Origin of the sequence: Cobetia sp. D5 (assembly GCF_035666195.1) — a bacterium.
GTDB lineage: Bacteria > Pseudomonadota > Gammaproteobacteria > Pseudomonadales > Halomonadaceae > Cobetia > Cobetia amphilecti.
Window position 1 is genome coordinate 800,191 of the sequence record NZ_CP142020.1, and the last position, 19,237, is coordinate 819,427.

Consider the following 19,237-nt stretch of genomic DNA (forward strand, 5'->3'; position numbering starts at 1 on the left):
ATCGTGAGTCTGTCCTGTTCGGAGAACCACCAGTGACCCGTTCTACCTCACCAGAGGCGGCACGTTCTACCTCGCAAGAGGCGGTGCAGGAGGGCGTCGAAGACGCCCCGTCTTCGTCAGCTGCGACGCCAGCGCCACCCTCGCGTGGGCGGCGCTGGGCGCGCGGGCTGCTGATGGCGCTCGCGGTGCTGCTGGCGGTGCTGGCCATCCTGATCGGGGGCCTGCGCTGGTGGTTGACCACGTTGGATTCGCGCAGTGAGTCCATCAGTGACTTCATTGCCACCCAGACTCACTCCAATGTGGGGATGTCATCGCTTGAAGGCCGCATGGATCACCTTGATCCGGCCATCAAGCTGTCGGGTCTCAACCTCTTTCGACCCAACGAGATGCAGGCGGCGCCGCTGTTGAGCGTGTCCCACCTGGAAACCCGTCTCGATGTGCTTTCCTCCCTGCGCCATCTGGCGCCTGTCTTTGATCGCGCCACCGCCACCGGCGTCATCGTGCACCTGTACCAGCGCGAAGATGGCAGCTGGGGCTGGCCGGGGCCGCCGCGTCCTCCCGAAGCGCTCGAACCCGAAGGACAGATGAGCCTTGCGCAGACGGAGCAGGGGCTGGCGCTTTTGGCGCGTCAGCGTGTGCGGCTCGAGGACGTGCGCCTGGTGCTGCATGGTCGCAACGATACCCTCAACCTGAATGCCGCCGAGCTGTTGCTGTCGGGAGAAGGCGATCGCGCGCATCTGGAAGGTCAGTTGCGGGTCGGGGAATCGCCTCAGGCCGGTGTCAGCGCCGTGCTGGAGGTGCTGCCGGGAGACGACGGCCTCGCCGACTACTCGGCCCAGCTGCAGGTGGAGCTGGACGCCGGTGCGCTGGCGAGTGTCGGGCGCCTGATGGGCGAGCGCGACAGCCTGATGCTGCGCGATGCCGATGGCAACGCGACGCTGTGGGCGCGCTGGCGTGACGCGCGACTGGAAGATGCTCGCCTGCGTCTCGATCTCAATCGCCTGACGCTGGATCACCATGGTGCCCAGCTGGCGCTCAAGGACATTCATGCGCGTGGCCAGTGGCTGCGCGACCTGGCGGGCAGTGATCGCTGGCAGGCCTGGCTCAATCAGATCTCGGTCGGCGCCACGCAACTCGATGACGCCCCGGCGGCCGGCGCTCCGGCGGCCGACGCTTCTGTGGCAGGCGTTCCGGTGGCAGATAGTGACGACCAGACGCCGCAAGCGGCGACATCGCCAGAAGTCTCCGCGGCGCTTGCCAGCCTGCCCGAGCGTATTTCGCTGTCGGGGGATCTCGCCGAGGGCAGCGTGTCGCTGGTCACCAGCAGTTTCGATCTGGAAAAGGTGGCACGTTGGCGCAATGTGCTGGCGCTCGGCGAGCTGGGCGATGTGCTCGAGTCTCTCGATCCGCGTGGCACGGCCACCGGCCTCTCCCTGTCGCTGGCCGGGATAGGCCTCGATACCCCGCTGACCATGAAGCTGGCGCTGGGCCTCACCGGTGCCGAGGTGGAACCCTGGCAGGGCGCTCCGGGGCTCGGTCCCCTGGCGGCCTGGGTCACCGCGCAGAGCCTTGATGAAGGCGGCATCGCGAGCCGGATCGCGTTTCGTGGTGACCCGGGCATGCGCTTCCACTTCCCTGAGGTCTTCGGCGACGGCTGGCAGCTCGAGGCTGCCGACGGAGTGGTCGAGGTCAAGGTTGATGACAGTGGCAGCAGCGTCTCGGGGCATGACCTGCATATCCAGCGCGCTGGCGCCGATGTGACGGGTGGCTTCGGCCTGCAGATTCCCGCAAAGGACCATGATCGCTTCCAGCTGGATCTCGAGATGCGTGATGTGGATGCCCGCAGCATTCCGCTGGCCTCCTGGTTGCCGATGAAGGTGCTGGACCCGGCGCTGAGCGAGTGGTTGACGCGCGATGTCGCGGGGCAGGTCCCCGAGGGCAGCCTGCATCTCACCCAGGTGTGGGATGACGACAATGGCGAAAATGGCTATGGCCCCGGCGATTCGATGGACCTTGAGCTTGCCATCGAGGACGGGCGACTCGGTTACGCCGAGGGCTGGCCTGCGCTGGAGGGCGTGAAGGGCAACCTCGCGCTGCATGACAATACGCTGAGTGCCACGGTCGCGGCGGCGCACTCTCAGCCGGCCACGACGCTGGGCAGTGCAGCGCCCCTGGCGGTGCGTCAGGCCGACGTCGACATGCAGGACAGCACCTTGAAGATTCAGGGTGATGTGACCGGCAGCGTCGAAGCGCTGTTCGATCTGCTCTCGCATGCGCCGCTCGAGGATACCGCTGCGCTGATCGCCGAATGGCAGGGCAAGGGCTCGGTGGATGCGACGATGGATATCCGCGTGCCGCTGGAGGACGCCGAGCAGACGCGGATCACGGCGGCGGGCAAGGTCGGCGAGCGCCAGGCGGCGACGCTGGCCTTCCCGGGGCCGGGCATCGAGGTTGACGGCATTCGCGGGCCGCTCGAGTTCGTGCATGACCCATCCCGCCCCGAGGGGCGCCGTGAACAGTTGACCGGCAACCTCTCCGGCAAGCTGTTCGGCGGTGCGGTCAAGGCGGCGCTCAACATCGGACAGGCAGATTCAAACAGCAAGGGCGCGATCACCTTCGATGGCAAGGCGCCATTGGCACCGGTGCTGGGCTGGCTGGGCGCGCCCGAGCACCTGATCGGCGATGCCGCCGAGAACACCCGGGCCGCCTTGCAGGACGGCGAGACCCCGCGTGCGCTGGGCGGCGAGTTCAACTACCAGGCGCGCCTGATGCTGCCGGATGACGGCGCCAGTCTGGCGCTCTCGAGTGACCTCAAGGGAGTCGCCATCAATCTGCCGGCACCCTTTGGCAAGGCGCGAGAGGAGGCGGCACCGCTGGCGGTGGATATCGGGCTCGCGGAGGGTGGCGGCGATGTTCGCCTCGACAATCGCGCCCGTGCACGCTGGAAAGGCGGCAATACGCGTGACGATGGCAGTACGGTGCCGATGACGGGGCAGCTGTGGCTGGAGCGTTGGCCGAGTGACCCGCAGTGGCCCACCCAGACCGGCTGGGACATCGCCTGGCGCACGCCGACCCTCGCCCCCGAGCTCTGGAAGCCGTGGGCGGGAGCGCTCTCCGGTGAAGGTGGCGCGAGTGGTGATGGCAGCGCGAGTGGTGAGGGCAGCGACGCGGAGCAGAGCGACCCCCTGCGTGCCTTGTCGCGCCTGCGCGTTGCCACCGATTGCCTGATGATCCAGTCCCGGTGTACGGGGCCGATGACGCTGGAGGCCGCGCCGCGCCAGAGCTCGCATCAGCAAGGGCTGGGGCTGGCCGCGACGCTGGATGGTCAGCTCGCCAGTGGCGAGCTGGTGTGGCAGTCAGGCGCCGCGCGACCGCTGATTCTGGACCTGGACACCCTGAATCTCGATGCCCTGTGGCCCGCGGATGCCGAGCAGGAGGCGCAGACTGCCAGTGCACCAGGCAACTTTACCGAGGCTATCGATGTCGGCATCGAGCCGACGCCGTATCCTGCTGAGCTTGCCGACCTGCCCGCGGGCAGTCTGCGTCTGGCACACCTCATCTGGCGCGATCAGCAGCTGGGGCCGATCAGTGCCGACTGGACCGCCGACAGCCAGCAGCTGGTGGTGTTGCCGCTCTCCATCACGCTGGGCAAGATCACCGCGGTGGGCAACATCACCTGGGAGGATGCCGGCGCCAACAGTCTGACGCGCGCTCGCCTGTCCGCCGATGGCAGTGATCTGGGCGGGTTGCTCGAGCGTCTCTCCCAGCCGCGCGGCATCGAGGCGGACCGCGCCCGGGCCGAGGTCAAGCTGGCCTGGCCCGGTGCGCCGCAGGACTTTGCCCTGTCGCGCTCCAATGGTCGCGTCGAGATCAAGCTGGATGACGGACGCTTCCTGAATCTGGGCTCGACCTCTGCCCGCCTGCTGGGGCTGGTCAATGTGGATAACCTGCTGCGCCGGCTGTCGCTGGACTTCTCTGACGTCACCGACAAGGGGACGGCCTTCGACAAGGTGCGCGGCGCAGCGACGCTCTTCGATGGGCGGCTGGAAAGCGATGGCCCCTTGCGTATCGAGGCGCCGTCCACCACCGTGACACTCAACGGGCAGGTCGATCTGCTTCGCGGTACCCTTGATCAACGCATGGCCATCACGGTGCCGGTCAGCCAGAACCTCCCGCTGGCCGCCGTGCTGGCAGGCGCACCCGCCGTGGGCGGGGCGCTGTTCGTGGCCGACAAGATCTTCGGCCGCTTCATCGACAAGGTGACGCAAATTCACTATCGGGTATCAGGCCCCTGGGGCGACCCGAACATTACTCTGGAAAGTGCCGAATGACGCAAAATGCGAGTTCCGGTCGCGTGCTCGACGATGCCGCGGCCCTGTTGCTGACCCCGGGCGGGCTCAGCCTGGATGATCTGGATGCTGGCCTGGCACATGCCATGGGCCCGGGCACCGACTATGCCGACCTCTACTTCCAGCGTATCTGGCAGGAGAGCTGGGTGCTGGAAGACGGCGTCGTCAAGGACGCCAGCTACAACATCGATGGTGGCGTGGGCGTACGCTCACTGGCGGGGGAAAAGACCGGCTTCGCGTACTCCAATCAGATTGACGCCGCCGCGCTTGCCGACACTGGCCGGACTGCGGCGGGTATCTCGCGCAGCGGCAGCAGCGGCACGGTCGCAAGCTCGATCATCACCGAGGCGCCGTCCTTCTATGCGGGCATCGACCCGCTGAATGGCCTGAGCGCCGAGGACAAGGTCGCGATGCTCAAGGAAGCGGACCGCATCGCGCGCAGCCTTGACCCCTCCATCAGTCAGGTGTCGGCCTCGCTGTCGGCGCTTTACGAGGTGGTGATGGTGCGTGCCAGCGATGGCACCCTCGCCGCGGACCTGCGTCCGCTGGTGCGTTTCAACATCAGCGTGATCGCGGTGCGCAATGGCCGTCGCGAGCGAGGCAGTGCCGGTGGCGGTGGTCGTTTCCCGCTGACCCGTCTGCGCGATGAGAATGTCGCCGAGCGTTACGCGCGTGAAGCCGTGCGTCAGGCGCTGGTCAATCTCGAGGCGATCGATGCACCGGCCGGTCAGATGCCGGTGGTGCTGGGCAATGGCTGGCCGGGCGTGCTGCTGCACGAGGCGGTCGGTCATGGTCTGGAAGGTGACTTCAACCGCAAGGGCAGCTCTGCCTTCTCGGGCCGCATGGGCGAGCAGGTCGCGGCACGCGGCGTCACCGTGGTCGATGACGCGACCCTGGCCGATCGCCGTGGCTCGCTGTCCGTCGATGATGAAGGCACCCCGGGGCAGTACACGCCGCTGATCGAGGATGGCATCCTCACCGGCTACATGCAGGACAAGCTCAATGCCCGCCTGATGGGCATGGCGCCGACAGGCAATGCGCGTCGTGAGTCCTTCGCGCACCTGCCGATGCCGCGCATGACCAATACCTACATGCTGGGTGGCGATCGCGACCCGCAGGAGATCATCAAGAGCGTCAAGCGTGGCATATATGCGGTCAGCTTCGGCGGTGGCCAGGTCGACATCACCTCCGGGCGTTTCGTGTTCTCCGCAAGCGAAGCCTATCTGATCGAAGACGGCAAGGTGACCACGCCGGTCAAGGGCGCGACCCTGATCGGCAACGGGCCGGAAGCCATGGGCCACGTCTCGATGATCGGCAACGACCTGGAGCTGGATACCGGTGTCGGCGTGTGTGGCAAGGACGGCCAGTCCGTGCCCGTCGGGGTCGGTCAGCCGACGCTGAAGCTCGATGAGTTGACGGTCGGCGGCACGCAATCCTGAGCGGGTCGCGTTCACAATGAAGCGATGAATACGACGACACCGCCATGGCAGGGCCATGGCGGTGTCGAGGAAGCGCTTGAGGATCAGCTCGTCAGAAGCTGTACGTCAGAGCAGCACGTGAGCGGCAGACCCCGTGTCAGAGGTCGAGTTCGGCCCGCAGCAGCTTGAAGAGCTTCTTGGCGCTGTTGGGCTGTTTGCCGGCGTCACGTTCGGCACGCGCATTGCGGATCAGCTGACGCAGGGCCTGACGGTCCACGTGAGGATAATCCTCGACGAAGATCACGAAGGCTTCATCGTCGTCCAGCAGGCGATCGCGCCAGCGTTCGAGACGCTGGAAGGAAGCATCGCGACGCACGTTCTGCTGCTCCATGGCTTCGAAGACGGCACGCACGGCGTCCAGGTCTTCCTTGCGCATCAGCTTGCCGACGTACTGCATGTGGCGACGCAGGCCTTCGTGACTACGAATGCGATGGGTCTCCTCGATGGCGGCCAGCATGTCGTCAGAGAGCGGGAACTTGGCGCGCTGGCCTTCCGGCAGATCGATGATCTTCTTGCCCAGCGCCTGCAGCTCGATCATCTCGCGCTTCAACTGGGACTTGCTGGGGCGCTCGACGAGCTCCTCGGGTCTTTCTTTACGCATGCCAATTCCAATGAGTCGGGGAAATTTGCGGCAGTATAGCACTGCCGGGCCCCCGTCTCCTCAGAAGGAGAACAACATGAGCCAGGCCTTTGATGCCGTTGCTCAGCAACAACTGCTCGAGCGTCGCGTCAGCGAAGCTCTCGAGCTTGCCCGCAGCCTGGGTGCCGACGCCTGTGAGGTCGGTGCCAGCGTCGATCAGGGCGTCAGCATCTCGGTGCGTGACGGCGAAGTCGAGACGGTCGAACTGTCACGTGACCAGGGCATCGGCGTGACCGTCTATCTCGGCAATCGCAAGGGCAGCGCGACATCTTCCGATGCCGGCAGCGACTCGATTCGTGCCGCGGTCGAGAAGGCGGTCTCCATCGCGCACTATACCGGCGAAGACAGCTTTGCCGGTCTGGCGCCGGCCGAGCTGATGGCCACCGACTTCCCTGATCTCCAGGCGCATCACCCCTGGGCGATCAGCGTCGATGAAGCGACTGACCTGGCGCTGGCCTGTGAGCGTGCCGGGCTTGAAGTGGAGGGCATCGCGCAGTCCGAGGGCGCCAGCTTCTCCAGTGGCGAAGGCGTGCAGGTCTATGGCAACAGCCATGGCTTCCTGGCCAGCCAGTGCGGCAGCCGCCACTCGATGTCATGCATGCTGATCGCCAAGGATGCACAGGGCATGCAGCGTGACTATGACTACACCAGCGTGCGCAATCCGGCAGACCTGCGCTCTCCCGAGTCGGTGGGGCGTGAAGCCGCTCGCCGTACGCTGGCGCGCCTGAATGCGCGCAAGGTGGCGACGGGTCGCATGCCGGTGCTGTTCGACCCGCAGATGTCGGCCGGGCTGGTCGGTCACTACCTGTCTGCCATCGCCGGCGGCTCGCTGTACCGTGAGTCCAGCTTCCTGTGCGATAGCCTGGGTCAGCCGCTGTTCCCCGACTGGTTCACGCTGGGTGAGAAGCCGCGGGAAGTCGGTGGCATGTCCAGCGCCGCCTTCGACAACGATGGCGTCGCGACGCGTGACAATGTCTACTTTGCCGACGGCAAGGTGCAGAGCTACATGCTGAGCGCTTACAGCGCCCGTCGCCTGAACATGCAGACCACTGGCAACGCTGGCGGCGCGCGCAACGTGCGCATCACCGCGCCGCTGACCTCGCTCGATGAGATGCTCAAGCAGATGGGCACCGGCGTGCTGGTGACCGAGCTGATGGGCCAGGGCGTCAATGGCGTCACCGGTGACTACTCTCGCGGCGCCTCCGGTTTCTGGGTCGAGAACGGCGAGATCCAGCATGCGGTCGAGGAATTCACCATTGCCGGCAACCTGCGCGACATGGCGGCCAATCTGCTGGCGGTCGGCGATGATGTCGATACGCGTGGCAGCATCCACAGCGGTAGCTGGCTGATCGATGGCATGACCGTCGCCGGCATGACCGAAGGCGAAGACGAAGAGCTGGAAGGCTGATCGCTGAGGCTTCTCTGATCGCGCGACAGGCGAGAAACAACACGGCCGCTCCCATGGGAGCGGCCGTGTTGTTTCTAAAGCAGTCACTGGAACCCGTCGGGGGTGTTACAGATAGAGCCAGGTCGCCAGCCCGAGGAAGGCCATGAAGCCGATCACGTCGGTCACGGTGGTCAATATCACGCTGCCGGAGAGGGCAGGATCGATATTGAGCTTCTTGAGCAGTACCGGCAGCAGCGTGCCTGTCACGGCGGCGATCAACAGATTGATCATGATCGCGGCGCCGATGATGGCCCCTAGCTGGACATCCCCGAACCACACGATGGCGATGCCTGCCACCACCACGGCCCATAACAGGCCGTTGAGCCCCGCGACGATGACCTCGCGCTTGAGTAGCCAGCGGACATTGCCACTCTTGACGTGCCCCAGCGCGATACCGCGAATCAGGACGGTGAGTGCCTGAGAGCCCGCGATGCCGCCCATGCTGGCGACGATGGGCATCAGTACGGCCAGCGCGGTGATCTTCTGGATGGTGCCTTCGAACATGCCGATCACGGCGGAGGCCATGAAGGCGGTCAGCAGGTTGATGCCGAGCCAGACGGCGCGGCGCCACGAGGTGCGCATCACGGGAGAGAAGGTGTCTTCGTCCTCATCCATCCCCGCCATCGACATCACCTGGTGCTCGGCGTCACCACGGATGACGTCGACCACGTCATCGATGGTGATACGACCCAGCAGGTTGCCATCGCCGCCGACCACGGGTGCCGAGATCAGGTCGTGCTTCTCGAACAGCGAGGCGACTTCGGTTTCCGGCATCAGGGCCGGAATCACCACGCTGTCGGTGTCCATCACTTCGCGCACCGTGACGCCGGGGTCAGAGACCAGCAGGCGATTGATGGGCAGGGCACCGATGAATTCATCGCGGCGCGAGACGACCAGCAGGGTATCGGTGGAGTCGGGCAGGCGCTCGTGGCGGCGGATGTAGCGCAGCACCACGTCCAGGGTGATGTCCGGACGAATGGTGATGGTGTCCGTGTTCATCAGGCCGCCGGCGGTGTCCTCCGGGAAGGACAGTACCGTTTCGACGCGCAGGCGCTCTTGCGCCTCCATGGAGTCGAGGACTTCGAGAATCACCGCATTCGGCAGGCGCTGCAGAATGTCGGCGACATCATCCGGTTCCAGGTTCTCGGTGGCGGCGAGAACGTCGACGGCGTCCATGTCCTTGAGGAAGTCGGTCTGGATGTCTTCGCCAAGGTATTGAAGGACATCGCCCTGCAGATCGGCATCGACCAGCTCCCAGAGCAGATTACGCTCCTTGGGGGGCGAGGATTCCAGAAGGTGGGCCACGTCCACTGGCGCGAGGCCGCGATTGAGCATGCGTCTTGCCTGTTCCAGCTCGCCGCTTTCCAGCGCCTGTGACAGGCGATCAAGTCTTGGCTTGAGTTTACGAGACGTCTTGCTCATCTGTCGGCTTCCCCTGTCGACATGAAGGACAGCGCTGATTCTACCATTGGCGTAGGGGGGCGCGTCGACAAAAGAAAACAGTGTTTCTTATCGAAAGGACAATCCGCGTCCCGCTACTGGCGAAAAAGCAGCGTTGCATGGCTGCCAGGCGCAAGGATAGGTGTTGGGATTGGTGTAAGGGTAGGCGCAAGGACAGGTGCAGGAACCGGTGCAGGAACAGGCGCTAGGCATCCTGCGCGAGCAGTTAATGGTGTTGCCAGGGGGCCGCCAGAGGGGGCTGGCCGATAAGAGAGCGGGCCGAAAAGATAGTTGACCAAGAAGCGAGCTGGCTGAGGGAGGAAGGCTGAGCGCACAGCGCAAATGCACAGCGCTGTCAGTGGCGGTTATTCGTCTTCCTCGAAACGCGCCTCGAACAGCGCCTCGATGGCCAGCATCGCCTCATCGGCCTGTTCGCCCTCGACATCGATCAGCAGCGTGGTGCCGCAGGGCGCGGCCAGCATCAGCAATGCCATCACATTGGCTGCATTGGCGCGTCGCTCGCCATGGCTGACCATCACTGTTGCGCAATAGGGCGCACAGCAATTGACCAGCTTGGTGGCAGCGCGGGCGTGCAGCCCGCGGCGGTTGGTCAGCGTCAGCTCACGAGAGGCCATCGCGATGCTCCTGCTGATGCTCTTGCTGACCAATCGTCTCACCCGCGTTGCTCAGCGCGGTATGAATGCCCAGCTCGCGGTGACGCAGGCGTACCTCAGGCAGGCGCTCGGCAAAGTAGCTTGCCAGCTGCTCGCACAGGTAGACGCTGCGATGCTGGCCGCCGGTGCAGCCCACGGAGACCGTCAGGTAGCTGCGGTTGCTGTCCTGATAGGCGGGAAGCCAGCGTTCCAGCCAGCCGGCGATATCGTCATGCATCGCCTGGACGGTGGGGTAGCGCTGCAGGAATTCGGCCACGCTGTCGTCGCGACCGGTATCGCCGCGCAGATTGATGTCCCAGTACGGGTTGGGCAGGCAGCGGGCATCGAACACCATGTCGGCGTCGGTCGGCACGCCATGCTTGAAGCCGAAGGATTCAAAGGTCAGCGTCAGGTGGCGGGAGCTGTGCTGGGCGACCTGCTCGGTGATCCGCGAGCGCAGGTCGTGCACGCTCAGGTTGGTCGAGTCGATGACCAGGTCGGCCTTCTGGCGAATGGGAGCGAGCGTCTTCTGCTCGATCTCGATGGCCTCGGCCAGGGTATGGTCGTTGTCGCGCGTCAGAGGGTGACGACGACGGGTCGCCGAGTAGCGTTCCAGCAGCACTCGCGAATCGGTGGTCAGGTAGACGACCTGCACGTCCATGCCGCTCTGGCGAACGTTGTCGAGCAATTCGGGGAAGCGGGTCAAGGCTTCCGGCAGGTTGCGGGCATCGATGGAGACCGCGATGCGCCGGCGCGCCGGGCTGTCCTTTTCGAGCTGATCGACCAGTGGCGCCAGCAGCATGCCGGGCAGATTGTCGATGGCATAGTAGCCAATGTCTTCCAGCGCCTGGAGAGCGATGGATTTCCCGGAGCCGGAGCGGCCGCTGATGATCACGATCTTCATGAAGTGCTCTCCAAGGGCGAGGTCAACGTCGAAAGAATGCAGGGGTGGGGCAGAAGGCTGCCCGCTATCAGTGCGCTGTACATCGGCCGATGGGAGGCCAGCAAGACGAAAGCCCGGACGATGTCCGGGCCTGTCATTCAGCGCGCCGGTAATTCGGCGATGGCTTGGGTCAATGCCTCAAAGAGTGCACGCTGGCTGTCTGCCTGGCGCAGGGCCGAGCGATTGGTCGGGGAATTGAGCAATTCCGCGACCTGCCCGAGCAGCGTCAGATGGGTCTCATCCGCTTCCTCAGGCACCAGCAGCACGAACAGCAGATCGATGGGTTCTCCGTCGATGGCATCGAAGTCGATGGGTTCACCGAGCTTCAGAAACGCAGCGATTGGCGTCTTGCAATGCGGGCTGCGTGCATGGGGCACGGCCACACCGTGGCCAATGCCGGTCGACCCCAGTCTCTCGCGCCCGATCAGGCGCGAGAAGACTTCCTGGCTATCCAGGCTGGGAATGTTCTGTGCGATGAAGGTGCTGAAGAATTCAAGCACCCGCTTCTTGCTCCCCCCGGGGACACCGTACAGCGTGCGCTCGGGGGGAAGGATCTGATCAAGTGTCATGGCGGAAGGTCAACGGGTCCCGGTGCCCTGAGAGCGAGCCTGGGACTTTTCCTTGTGTTTGACCAGCTGGCGATCCAGCTTGTCGGCGAGCGCGTCGATGGCAGCGTACATGTTGGGGTCTTCTGCCAGGGCGTGGAGGTCAGCGCCTGCCGCGTGCAAGGTGCAGGCAGCCTGCTGGCGCTCCTTCTCGATCGACAGTGTCACCTGAACATTGGTGATGTTGTCGTAATGCCGTTCGAGGCGAGCGAGCTTCTCGTTGACGTAATCGCGGAGAGGATCGGTAAGTTCCACATGATGCCCGGTGATATTCACTTGCATGGACACGCTCCTTTATCCAGCGGGTTGCCATTCAATTGTAACCCTTTTTGACTACGAGCAAACCCTGATCGGACGCTCTGCAACAGGCTTGACGGCCACCGTCTGGCGATGTTTTCGCACCCTTGCCAGTGGCATCAGATGTCGTGAGCGTCTGTACCGACAATGCCCAAGCTTTGCGCAAAGATCAACGCTGCGCTGCATCGTGGCTCAGTGCTTGTCTTCAACTCAGTGAGGGGTATCGGAGTGGACTTCAAGGGCACGTCTGGTGGGTGGTGCGTGAAAGACGCGCAAGAAGGCGGGTTTTCGTCGCCAATGCCTGCATGTACGTCGCCTTTCAGGCGCTTCGATTGCGTGGAGCAAGCGGCGTTCCGGGAGGTTCTTCGGGTGTCATCCAGGTGCAATACGCGCAAAAGTGACTTTAAAAACATGCGATTGACGGTAAATGACGCTGCCGGAAAGGCGGTTTTTTACCATCATTCTGCGCGCCGTCATGGGCCATGACGGGTAATTGACGAGTGGTTGCCGGGATTACAGGGCACGCGACAGGCGCACCACTGCCCGCGAAGTCAGAGGCTGATGAGCGGACAATCCAGCGCTTGAGGTTGGCGGCGGCTGCCATTGTAGAGGTGAGAGCAGGGGGCATGGCAGCCGCAGGTGACGCGTCAGGCCAGACGCTTGCGCTCGCTGGAGGAGGGGATGCCCATCGCTTCGCGATACTTGGCCACGGTACGGCGTGCGACTTCGATGCCATCGCTGGCAAGCAGATCGACCAGCCGTGAGTCGGAGAGAGGCTTGCGGGCCGGCTCTTCCGCGATCAGCTTGCGGATGCGGGCACGAATGGCGGTGCTTGAGTGGGCGTCGCCACTGCCGCTGCCACCGACCTGGCTCGAGAAGAAGAACTTGAGCTCGAAGACGCCGCGCGGGGTGTGGATGTACTTCTGGGTCGTGACCCGCGAGATGGTCGATTCGTGCATCTCGACCACTTCGGCGATGTTGGCCAGAATCAGCGGCTTCATCCCTTCCTCGCCTTGCTCGAGGAAGTCGATCTGACGCGCCATGATCTCGCGGCCGACCTTGAGCAGGGTGTCATTGCGCGATGACAGGCTCTTCATCAGCCAGCGCGCTTCCTGCAGGTTGTCCTTGAGGAAGGTGTTGTCGGCGGACTTGTCGGCACGCTTGATCAGCGCGGCGTATTCCGGCTGGATGCGCAGCTTGGGCAGTGCTTCCGGGTTGAGCTCGACCTGCCAGCCGTGGCGGGTATGGCGCACCAGCAGATCAGGGATCACGTAATCGCTGGCGGGCTCGCCCCAGGCGGATGCCGGACGCGGATCGAGCGCGCGCACCAGGCGGATGACGTGGTCCAGCTCGTCATCGTCAAGGCTCAGGCGCCGCTTGAGCAGCTTGCGGTCATCGTTGCCCAGTGCCTCGAGGAATTGACGTACCAGGCGGCGCGCCTGCGCCAGCAGCGGCAGATCATCCGGCAGCAGTGCCAGTTGCAGCAGCAGGCATTCGCGCAGGTCACGAGCGAAGACGCCGGTCGGGTCGAACTGCTGCAGACGCAGCAATACCTGCTCGAGCTCGGAGGCCTTGAGGCCGGGCAGGCCCTGGCCGCGCAGGCCATCGACCAGTTCGTCGAGTGACAGGCTCAGATAGCCGGCACCGTCGACGGCATCGATCAGGCTCTCTGCCATCTGGCGTTCACGGCCATCGAGGTCGGTCATCGCCAGCTGCCAGCGCAGGTGGTCCTGCAGGCTCTCGACACTGGTATTGCGATCGAAGTCCGGCCCTTCTTCGCTCCCGCTGCCACTGCCGGAGCTGGTCAGGCTACCGGCGTGGTCCTGGTAGAGGTCCGACCAGTCACTGTCGAGGGGGTATTCCTCGGGAATCTCGCTCGAGGAGTCGGCAGTGGAGATCTCGCTCGAATCCTGTGTCTCGACGACATCCAGCGACTCGTAGTCCTCGTCGAGCTCCAACATGGGGTTGGACTCGAGGGCTTGCTGAATCTCCTGACGCAGGTCGAGCGTCGACAGCTGCAGCAGCTGGATCGCTTGCTGGAGCTGCGGCGTCATGGTCAGCGAGGTGCCGAGGCGGAGTTGCAGGGTGGGTTTCATGGAGTCAGTCAATTCACGGCAAAGGAACGTGCTTACTACGCTATACCGTGACTCGGGGCACTGACAAGTGGTTGCCGTGAATATTCAAGCAACTTGCATGCCATGTTTCCACCAAGGTGGTATGGACGTCATGCATGCGTCTGATGTCAGACATGAAAAAGCCGCTACGCGATAAAATCACGCAGCGGCTTTTGAAGCTTTCGCCTCCGGTGGACTCAGCGCAGCCGCTGACCCTAGAGCGTGAACTCGTGGCCCAGGTAGACGTCGCGCACCTGCTGGTTGGCCAGGATGGAGTCCGCATCACCGTGGGCGATGATCTGGCCATCGCCGACGATATAGGCGGTATCACAGATATCGAGTGTCTCGCGCACGTTGTGGTCGGTGATCAGCACGCCGATGCCACGATCGCGCAGTTGGCGCACGATGCTCTTGATCTCGCCCACCGAGATGGGGTCGACGCCGGCGAAGGGCTCATCGAGCAGCACGAAGTCCGGCTCGGTGGCCAGTGCACGGGCGATCTCGACCCGACGACGCTCCCCGCCGGACAGGCTCATGCCGGCGCTGGCGCGGATGTGCGTGATGCTGAATTCCTCGAGTAACTCTTCAAGGCGTGCCTTGCGGCCATTGCGATCCAGGTCCTTGCGGGTCTCCAGGATCGCCATGATGTTGTCGGCCACCGACAGCTTGCGGAAGATCGACGCCTCCTGCGGCAGATAGCCGATGCCGGCGCGTGCGCGCTGATGCATGGCGGCAGCGGAGAGGTCCTTGTCATCGATGGAGACGTTGCCGGCATCGGCGCGCACCAGCCCGACGATCATGTAGAACGAGGTCGTCTTGCCGGCGCCGTTGGGGCCCAGCAGGCCGACGATGTCGCCCTGGCGGATCTCCAGCGAGATGTCCTTGACCACCTTGCGGCCCTTGTAGGCCTTGGCCAGATGGCGAGCGCTCAGCGTACGCGGAGTAGCAGTCATGACTCAGTTTTCCTTGCTGGCATTGGCGCCGCGCGGCGTCAGAGTCATGTGCACGCGACCGCCTTCGGTCTGCTGTGCCGTCTTGCTGTTGTTGGCGTTCACCTGGCGCTTGTCGAGGAAGTACTCCACGTAGCCGCCTTCGAAGGTGTCATCGCCTTTCTCGAGACGCGCGTTGCCGACCAGCTCCACGCGGCGCTCCAGTGCATGGTAGCGGATAGTGTCGGCCCAGCCCTTGACCAGTTTCTCGTCGGGCGCGGGCTGCTGTTCCAGGTAGGCACGCTTGCCGGTGGCCTTGACCAGCGAGATCTCGCCGCTGCCGGCGCGGCTGATATCGACGCGGCTGGCATCGAGTTTCATGCTGCCCTGGCGCATTTCCACCTGGCCGGTGTAGGTGGCGGTACCGGCCTTGTCATCGAGTGACAGGGCGTCCGCGGCGATGTTGATCGGCTGGCTGGCATCGCTGTCCAGCGCCATGGCGGCCGGGGCGAAGGTGGACATGCCCAGTGCCAGGCAGAGCGCCATGACACCGCTGTTGAGGGTCTGGCGACAGGCCGTCAAGGGCTTGCGAGTCGTGGAAGTCATGGTGGCTCCTTGGCATGACGGGGTCGCCGCCCGAGCAATGATGCCATCGAGCGGCAGAGAAGAAGGTGTTGCGGCGCGGGTCATGGCGTGACGGCCAGCCCGGCGGGTTCATTCACTGCTGGCAGGCGCTGCCTCGAAGGTGCTGTTGACGCGCCCATCATCGGAGGTGGTGCTGTCGGCGCCCGAGTCGATGCGCTCGGCTTCCTTGCTGGCCTCGCTCTGGTCTGTGCCGGGTTGCAGGACGCTGCGAACACGGCCCTGCAGCACGGCGGAGTCCTGGGAGAGGTCGGCGCTGAAGCTGTCGCTTTCGACATGCTGGCCATTCTGGGTGATCACGACCGGCACGTCACTCCAGGCGCGATTCTGATCACGGCTGTAGTGCAGGACATCGGTATCGAGGGTCCAGCGGTCATCGGGCTGGCGCAGTCTGGCATTGCCCTCGAGGGTGAAGGTGTCGCCGCCGGCGCTCAACACGCCACTGTCACCCGTGGCATACCAGCGGCGGTCTTCACTGTCGTTGGTGCGAATCTTCGGGGTCTGCGCCCGGGTCACGTCATCGCCTGGCGTGTGCTCGATATGCGGCGAGGTCATGGACTGGATCGCCACGCCGCGCGCATCGAAGCGTGTCATGTCTGCCCCGTCGAGATAGTAATCCGGCTCACTGCTGTCGACCTCGACGTTGACGGTCGATTCCAGGCTGTTGCGCTGCTCGATCAGCGCCAGCACGCCACCGACGAGCAGCAACAGCAGCATCAGCCAGAGACGCGGAGAAGGGCGGGGCAGACGTAACATCAGGGACGCGACTCCTGCAGGTAAGTATCCAGCACCGAGGCCCAGTGGCCCTGTGCCTTGAGTAGCAGGTCACAGAGCTCGCGCACGGCGCCATCGCCGCCCTGGCGTGAGGTGACCCAGTTGGCCTCGCTCATCACGTAGGCCATGGCGTTGGGTACGCTGACGCCGAGACCGACACGACGAATGGCCTCGCGGTCCGGCAGGTCATCGCCACAATAGGCGACCTCTTCCAGCTCGATCCCGTGCTCGCGGCACAGGTCGGTCAGCGCGACCAGCTTGTCTTCACGGCCCTGGATGACATCCTGAATGCCCAGTTCCTTGGCGCGACGCTCGACCATCGGCGAGCTGCGGCCGGTGATCAGCGCGACGCGAACGCCACTGCGCAGCACCAGCTTGAGGCCATGGCCATCCTGGACATGGAAGGACTTGGTCTCGACACCGTTGGCATCGTAGTGCAGGCGGTTGTCGGTGAGCACGCCATCGACATCCAGCGCCAGCAGACGCACGCGGCGTGCGCGGTCGATGATGTCCTGCGGATATTCTTCGCTCAGGGAATTCGTGTCGCTCATGGTCTTTCTCCTCGCACTCCGTGCATGCTTGACGCTGTCCTGTGAACGGCGCTGATGGGCGTTGAGCGGTGGCGTCTTGCCGGGACGATCTGCCGTCGAACAGAGACAGCGAACGCCCGCGGGAGTTCAGATCACGCCGCTGGCCAGCAGGCCGTGCATATGGATGGCTCCGATGGGGTGCTCATCCTCGTCACAGACTACCAGAACGCTGATGCGGTTTTCTTCCATGATGCGCACCGCTTCGGCGGCCAGCATGCTGGCGCGCACGGTCTTGCCGCCACGGGTCATGACATCATCGACCTTCAGCGCGCGCAGATCGCCATGCTGGTCGAGGGTGCGGCGCAGGTCACCATCGGTATAGACGCCGACCAGGTGGTCGTCATCATCGATCACGCAGGTGAAGCCCATGCCCTGACGCGTGATCTCGAGCAGCGCATCGCGCAGCGGGCTGCCGAGTGCCACGCGCGGCAGGGCATCGCCGTGGTGCATCACGTCCTGAACCCGCAGCAGCAGGCGTCGGCCCAGGCTGCCACCCGGGTGGGAAAGCGCGAATTCCTCGGCAGTGAAGCCGCGGGCCTCCAGCAGTGCCACCGCCAGGGCGTCGCCCATCACCAGCGCGGCGGTGGTCGAGGCGGTGGGTGCCAGATTCAGCGGGCAGGCTTCCTGGGCGACGCTGGTGTCCAGATGCGCCTCGGCGTCACGCGCCAGGGTCGAGCCGGGCTTGCCGGTCATCGAGACCAGCGGGGTGCCCATGCGCTTCAATAGCGGCAGCAGCGCCGTGACCTCGGCGGTCTCCCCGGAGTTGGACAGCGCCAGCACCACATCGGCCGGCGTGATCATGCCCAGATCGCCATGGCTGGCTTCACCGGGATGGACGAAGAAGGCCGGCGTGCCGGTGCTGGCCAGGGTGGCGGCGATCTTGCTGGCGACATGGCCGGATTTGCCCATGCCGGTCACGATGACGCGGCCCTTGGTGGCCAGCATCAGCTGACAGGCGCGGTCGAAGTCATCATCGAGATGGCTTTCGAGCGCGGCGATGGCCGCTTCCTCAATGGCGAAGGTGCGACGGGCGCTGGCGCGAAAATCCGCCTGGCTGGCCGGAGTCTCATCGGCGGCGGACTGGCTGGCGGCGGACTGACTTGAAGCAGAAGCGCCAGGCGCGGTGGCGTGCGGGGTGCTGGAAGGCTCGGTCATGATCGAATTGTTGCCTGTGGTTGGCCAGGGCTCATGCCGCGCGGAAAGGGCGTGTCATCCCGCGCGGCGGCGTGGCAAACGATGATGAAGACGCTGCCGTCAGCGAGTCAGGCTGATGGCAAGCCAGGCCGTGTAGGCCAGATAGCAGGCGAGCAGGATAACACCTGGACCGCGGCCGATGCGCCCACGGCGCTGCCAGATGAGCAGCGCGGCCAGCAGCAGCGTCAGCCCCAGCATCACCGGATAGTCACGGCTGATGGCGCTGCCATCCACCGGACCCGGCGCCAGCAGGCCTGGCACGGGCAGCACGGCGAGGATGTTGAACAGGTTGGAACCGATGACGTTGCCGATGGCGATGTCGTGATGGCGCTTGAGGGCGCTGGCCACGCTGGCGGCCAGCTCCGGCAGGCTGGTACCGATGGCGATCACGGTCAGGCCGATGATCAATTCCGGCACGCCGAGTGCCTGGGCGATGTCGGTCGCTCCCCACACCAGCGCACGCGAGCTGGCGATCAGCACCGCCAGCCCGACCAGCAGCCAGAAGATGGCGCGTCCGGTGCTCATCTCGGGCACGTCATCCTGGCTTTCCGCCTCGCTCGGCGAATCGACCTTGAACAGCCACACCAGCGTGAAGACCAGCAGGGCCAGCAGCAGGATGCCATCGAGACGCTCGAGCCCGCTGTTGGACAGCGCATAACCGCCCAGCGCCGTGGCCGCCAGCAGCAGCGGCAGCTCGCGGCGCACCAGCCCGAAATGCACCGGAATCGGGGCGATCAGCGCCGTGACGCCGAGCACCAGGCCGATATTGGCGATGTTGGAACCCAGCGCATTGCCGGTCGCAATATCCGGAGTGCCATCAAGAGAGGCCATGATGGAGACGACGATCTCGGGGGCAGAGGTGCCGACGGAGACGATCGTCATCCCGATCAGCAGCTTGCTCATCCCGGCGCGCCACGCAGTGGCCGCGGCTCCTTCGACGAAGCGATCAGCACTCCAGACAAGACCAATCAGGCCGATGACGACTGCAAGGATGGGATATAGCATCAGAACTCTCGGGGCAGGGGGCAGGGCGGTGGCGTATCGCCGGGAACCGCGCCATTAAACGCATCCCCCCAATCCTTTGCAAGACAGTGGCCATGTTCCCATTGTCAAGCGTGTTGCCGAGCGCTTTGTTGAGCGCG

The 19,237-nt window shown here is 64.6% G+C and carries 16 protein-coding genes; 3 read left to right on the plus strand and 13 right to left on the minus strand.

Features of this window, described 5'->3' with window-relative positions:
• The first annotated feature begins 32 nt into the window (after positions 1 to 32).
• Together U0O11_RS03380 and tldD are read left to right on the plus strand one after the other, a co-directional pair.
• On the plus strand, positions 33 to 4,331 hold the full coding sequence (locus U0O11_RS03380; protein ID WP_324691667.1) for a YhdP family phospholipid transporter: 4,299 nt from the start codon (positions 33 to 35) through the stop codon (positions 4,329 to 4,331).
• Positions 4,328 to 5,788, plus strand: coding sequence for a metalloprotease TldD (tldD, locus tag U0O11_RS03385; RefSeq protein ID WP_324691669.1), 1,461 nt, complete (start codon positions 4,328 to 4,330; stop codon positions 5,786 to 5,788). The genes U0O11_RS03380 and tldD overlap by 4 nt, the downstream gene beginning before the upstream one ends.
• A gap of 136 nt (positions 5,789 to 5,924) precedes the next feature.
• On the opposite strand, the gene yjgA is transcribed toward tldD, so the two are convergent.
• Positions 5,925 to 6,428 carry a ribosome biogenesis factor YjgA gene (gene yjgA / locus U0O11_RS03390; RefSeq protein ID WP_043332563.1) on the minus strand — a complete coding sequence of 168 codons (504 nt, stop codon included), beginning with the start codon at positions 6,426 to 6,428 and terminating at the stop codon, positions 5,925 to 5,927.
• 76 nt (positions 6,429 to 6,504) lie between these two features.
• Between yjgA and pmbA the strand changes: the two genes are divergently transcribed.
• On the plus strand, positions 6,505 to 7,875 hold the full coding sequence (pmbA, locus tag U0O11_RS03395) for a metalloprotease PmbA (protein WP_279831714.1): 1,371 nt from the start codon (positions 6,505 to 6,507) through the stop codon (positions 7,873 to 7,875).
• A 105-nt stretch (positions 7,876 to 7,980) separates the two neighbouring features.
• On the opposite strand, the gene mgtE is transcribed toward pmbA, so the two are convergent.
• From mgtE to U0O11_RS03455, 12 genes are all read right to left on the minus strand, one after another.
• A complete protein-coding gene (gene mgtE / locus U0O11_RS03400) occupies positions 7,981 to 9,336 on the minus strand; it encodes a magnesium transporter (protein WP_324691672.1) in 1,356 nt (451 codons plus the stop codon).
• Between the two features lie 383 nt (positions 9,337 to 9,719).
• Positions 9,720 to 9,989 carry an HPr family phosphocarrier protein gene (locus U0O11_RS03405; protein WP_043332560.1) on the minus strand — a complete coding sequence of 90 codons (270 nt, stop codon included), beginning with the start codon at positions 9,987 to 9,989 and terminating at the stop codon, positions 9,720 to 9,722.
• Positions 9,976 to 10,911 carry an RNase adapter RapZ gene (rapZ, locus tag U0O11_RS03410; protein ID WP_324691674.1) on the minus strand — a complete coding sequence of 312 codons (936 nt, stop codon included), beginning with the start codon at positions 10,909 to 10,911 and terminating at the stop codon, positions 9,976 to 9,978. Before rapZ ends, U0O11_RS03405 begins: the two co-directional genes overlap by 14 nt.
• A 137-nt stretch (positions 10,912 to 11,048) precedes the next feature.
• Complete coding sequence (locus tag U0O11_RS03415) at positions 11,049 to 11,519, minus strand: PTS sugar transporter subunit IIA (protein ID WP_043332557.1); 471 nt, start codon at positions 11,517 to 11,519, stop codon at positions 11,049 to 11,051.
• A 9-nt stretch (positions 11,520 to 11,528) separates the two neighbouring features.
• Entirely contained in the window at positions 11,529 to 11,837 is a 309-nt protein-coding gene (hpf, locus tag U0O11_RS03420) for a ribosome hibernation-promoting factor, HPF/YfiA family (RefSeq protein ID WP_043332555.1), read from the minus strand.
• 662 nt (positions 11,838 to 12,499) lie between these two features.
• The gene (locus U0O11_RS03425) at positions 12,500 to 13,948 is read right to left on the minus strand and encodes an RNA polymerase factor sigma-54 (RefSeq protein ID WP_054555105.1); all 1,449 of its coding nucleotides are present in this window, start codon (positions 13,946 to 13,948) and stop codon (positions 12,500 to 12,502) included.
• Between the two features lie 233 nt (positions 13,949 to 14,181).
• The gene (gene lptB, locus U0O11_RS03430) at positions 14,182 to 14,919 is read right to left on the minus strand and encodes an LPS export ABC transporter ATP-binding protein (protein WP_225347606.1); all 738 of its coding nucleotides are present in this window, start codon (positions 14,917 to 14,919) and stop codon (positions 14,182 to 14,184) included.
• A gap of 3 nt (positions 14,920 to 14,922) precedes the next feature.
• Positions 14,923 to 15,501 carry a lipopolysaccharide transport periplasmic protein LptA gene (gene lptA, locus U0O11_RS03435; RefSeq protein WP_225347607.1) on the minus strand — a complete coding sequence of 193 codons (579 nt, stop codon included), beginning with the start codon at positions 15,499 to 15,501 and terminating at the stop codon, positions 14,923 to 14,925.
• A 108-nt stretch (positions 15,502 to 15,609) separates the two neighbouring features.
• Complete coding sequence (gene lptC / locus U0O11_RS03440; RefSeq protein ID WP_324691677.1) at positions 15,610 to 16,293, minus strand: LPS export ABC transporter periplasmic protein LptC; 684 nt, start codon at positions 16,291 to 16,293, stop codon at positions 15,610 to 15,612.
• The gene (locus U0O11_RS03445) at positions 16,293 to 16,862 is read right to left on the minus strand and encodes a KdsC family phosphatase (RefSeq protein WP_052384400.1); all 570 of its coding nucleotides are present in this window, start codon (positions 16,860 to 16,862) and stop codon (positions 16,293 to 16,295) included. The genes lptC and U0O11_RS03445 overlap by 1 nt, the downstream gene beginning before the upstream one ends.
• Positions 16,863 to 16,988: 126 nt before the next feature.
• Entirely contained in the window at positions 16,989 to 18,056 is a 1,068-nt protein-coding gene (locus U0O11_RS03450; RefSeq protein ID WP_324691679.1) for a KpsF/GutQ family sugar-phosphate isomerase, read from the minus strand.
• Positions 18,057 to 18,155: 99 nt separating this feature from the next.
• Positions 18,156 to 19,100 carry a calcium/sodium antiporter gene (locus U0O11_RS03455; protein ID WP_043332549.1) on the minus strand — a complete coding sequence of 315 codons (945 nt, stop codon included), beginning with the start codon at positions 19,098 to 19,100 and terminating at the stop codon, positions 18,156 to 18,158.
• Between the last annotated feature and the right edge of the window lie 137 nt (positions 19,101 to 19,237).

Excerpts from the sequence above, each read along its gene's own strand:
- tldD (WP_324691669.1), top strand. The coding sequence starts at position 4,328 with ATGACGCAAAATGCGAGTTCCGGTCGCGTGCTCGACGATGCCGCGGCC.
- yjgA (WP_043332563.1), bottom strand. The coding sequence starts at position 6,428 with ATGCGTAAAGAAAGACCCGAGGAGCTCGTCGAGCGCCCCAGCAAGTCC.
- pmbA (WP_279831714.1), top strand. The coding sequence starts at position 6,505 with ATGAGCCAGGCCTTTGATGCCGTTGCTCAGCAACAACTGCTCGAGCGT.
- mgtE (WP_324691672.1), bottom strand. The coding sequence starts at position 9,336 with ATGAGCAAGACGTCTCGTAAACTCAAGCCAAGACTTGATCGCCTGTCA.
- U0O11_RS03405 (WP_043332560.1), bottom strand. The coding sequence starts at position 9,989 with ATGGCCTCTCGTGAGCTGACGCTGACCAACCGCCGCGGGCTGCACGCC.
- rapZ (WP_324691674.1), bottom strand. The coding sequence starts at position 10,911 with ATGAAGATCGTGATCATCAGCGGCCGCTCCGGCTCCGGGAAATCCATC.
- U0O11_RS03415 (WP_043332557.1), bottom strand. The coding sequence starts at position 11,519 with ATGACACTTGATCAGATCCTTCCCCCCGAGCGCACGCTGTACGGTGTC.
- hpf (WP_043332555.1), bottom strand. The coding sequence starts at position 11,837 with ATGCAAGTGAATATCACCGGGCATCATGTGGAACTTACCGATCCTCTC.
- U0O11_RS03425 (WP_054555105.1), bottom strand. The coding sequence starts at position 13,948 with ATGAAACCCACCCTGCAACTCCGCCTCGGCACCTCGCTGACCATGACG.
- lptB (WP_225347606.1), bottom strand. The coding sequence starts at position 14,919 with ATGACTGCTACTCCGCGTACGCTGAGCGCTCGCCATCTGGCCAAGGCC.
- lptA (WP_225347607.1), bottom strand. The coding sequence starts at position 15,501 with ATGACTTCCACGACTCGCAAGCCCTTGACGGCCTGTCGCCAGACCCTC.
- lptC (WP_324691677.1), bottom strand. The coding sequence starts at position 16,293 with ATGTTACGTCTGCCCCGCCCTTCTCCGCGTCTCTGGCTGATGCTGCTG.
- U0O11_RS03445 (WP_052384400.1), bottom strand. The coding sequence starts at position 16,862 with ATGAGCGACACGAATTCCCTGAGCGAAGAATATCCGCAGGACATCATC.
- U0O11_RS03450 (WP_324691679.1), bottom strand. The coding sequence starts at position 18,056 with ATGACCGAGCCTTCCAGCACCCCGCACGCCACCGCGCCTGGCGCTTCT.
- U0O11_RS03455 (WP_043332549.1), bottom strand. The coding sequence starts at position 19,100 with ATGCTATATCCCATCCTTGCAGTCGTCATCGGCCTGATTGGTCTTGTC.